The sequence below is a fragment of the Gordonia rhizosphera NBRC 16068 genome (assembly GCF_000298195.1).
Taxonomy (GTDB): Bacteria; Actinomycetota; Actinomycetes; order Mycobacteriales; family Mycobacteriaceae; genus Gordonia; species Gordonia rhizosphera.
The window spans coordinates 1-2,038 of the sequence record NZ_BAHC01000114.1; the positions used below are offsets into that span (position 1 = coordinate 1).

Here is a 2,038-nt window from a genome sequence, read left to right on the forward strand (position 1 = left end):
ATCGACCAGATCGCCCACACCGACCGCTGGTGCCCCGAGTTCCTGTCGCTGCCGACCGCCGTCGACAACAGCAGCAAGAACCAGACCTACAACACGCCCGCGGTCGGGTCGCTGCTGCTGCTCGACAACCAGATCCAGTGGATGCTCGCCCAGGGCGGCCTCGACTGGTGCGTCTCGCGGACCAAGGACTCCAGCTCGCGCCTGTACTCGTGGGCCGAGGCCAGCGAGTACGCGACGCCGTTCGTCGTCGACCCCGCCCAGCGCAGCCAGGTCGTCGGCACCATCGACTTCAACGACGACGTGGATGCGGCCGCGGTGGCAAAGACCCTGCGCGCCAACGGTGTCGTGGACACCGAGCCGTACCGCAAACTGGGCCGCAACCAGTTGCGCATCGGTATGTTCCCGGCGATCGATCCCGACGACGTCAGCAAGCTGACCGCCTGCATCGATTTCGTCGTCGAACGGCTCTGACCCTCGCTGATCGAGTGCGAACCCCTCGCTGATCGAGTGCCGCGAACGGAGTGAGCGGTGTATCGAGATCACCTCACCCGCACGGGGTCTCGATACGCCCTCCGTAAGCTCCGGGCACTCGACCAGGAGAACACAGCACGCACCACCCGCACGCTAACCTGGTCCCAGGAGCCCCACAGAGCCCTGTGGTCGCTTGCGCAACAACCTTGTTGATCTGCGGTTTTGCCGCGTGTCCCACACCGCGAAGGCGTGGCAGTGGTCTACCCTGACCGCAATGCCCGCACTCGCGGTACCTGAGGAGGAGCAGATGCGTGAGCTTCGCGTCGTCGGTGTAGAGGCCGACGGCACCCATGTCATCTGCAAGGATCCCGAGTCGGGTGAGAAGTACCGGATCGCAGCCGATGAGCGCCTCCGCGCCGCGGCCCGCGGTGACATCTCACGAATGGGGCAGATCGAGATCGAAATGGAAAGCTCACTTCGGCCACGAGAGATCCAGGCGCGCATCCGGGCCGGCGCCACGGTAGCGGAGGTCGCGGCGATCGCCGGGGTCCCCGTCGACAAGATCGAACGGTTCGCCCACCCGGTCCTGCTCGAACGCACCCGGGCCACCGAACTCGCCGCACTGGCGCACCCGATCCGCGAGGACGGACCGTCGGTGTACTCGCTGGGCGAGGTCGTGTCCGAGGCACTGATCGCGATGGGCCAGCATCAGCAGGACGTCGAGTGGGACGCCTGGAAGGGCGACGACGGGTTCTGGGTCGTGCAGGTCTCCTGGCACGTCGGCCGTACCGACAACCATGCGCACTGGCGGTTCCAGCCCGGGTCGCATGGCGGAACCGCCGATCCGCTCGACGATCTCGCCGATGAGCTCACTCATCCCGAGACCATCACACCGCGACGACGACTCACGCCGGTCGCGACGCCTGATCTGAGCCCGCAGGACGACACCCCCGTCGGCGGCCACGGTCCCGACGGTCACGAGGAGTTCACCGTCGATGCCGACCGGATCATCGACGCGCAACGGACCCGGCACTCGGCGGCGCCGCCGACTCACGACGGTTACGGAACCGTCGCCCTCGATTTCGGCACAGCCGAGCAATCGGCGTGGACCGAACCGCACGACCAAGAGGACACCCCGGAGCCGACCGCCGAGCAATCCGAGTCCGAGCCCGCCGACGTCGTGTCGCCGCCTGCCGCCACCGCAACCGGTGAGACGGTCGACGAGACCACCTCGCCCACCCCGAAGCCGCGCCGGAAGTCCCGTAAACCGGCCGTGCCGGCCTGGGAGGATGTCCTGCTCGGCGTCCGCAGCAACGGCAACAGCTAGCCTCAGACACGTGTCGGCACGCGCAGTCACCCTCTGGTTCATCGACCTCGACGACCCGGTCGCGTTTCTCCGGACCGAACCCGCCAACGATGTCGGCGCGGCGCAGGCGCTGGCCGGTGCGCTCTTCGGCGACCGGGTGCTGGTGCCGGTCGCCGACACCGACCTGGCGTCGGCCGCGGCCGCCGGCGGTCCGCACATCTACGCCGGCCACTACGGAGGGCTGGCGATCCTGTCCTGCTC

3 protein-coding genes are annotated in these 2,038 nt (G+C 68.1%); all 3 read left to right on the forward strand.

Features of this window, described 5'->3' with window-relative positions; genetic code table 11:
• Nucleotides 1-471, forward strand: a 471-nt coding sequence (locus GORHZ_RS12780; protein WP_006333604.1) for a PLP-dependent aminotransferase family protein, incomplete at its 5' end; no start/stop codon positions are given.
• Between the two features lie 307 nt (nt 472-778).
• Nucleotides 779-1,798 carry a septation protein SepH gene (gene sepH, locus GORHZ_RS12785; RefSeq protein ID WP_040531736.1) on the forward strand — a complete coding sequence of 340 codons (1,020 nt, stop codon included), beginning with the start codon at nt 779-781 and terminating at the stop codon, nt 1,796-1,798.
• Nucleotides 1,799-1,808: 10 nt separating this feature from the next.
• The coding region (locus GORHZ_RS12790) for a DUF6928 family protein (protein WP_006333617.1) at nt 1,809-2,038 on the forward strand (230 nt) is incomplete at its 3' end.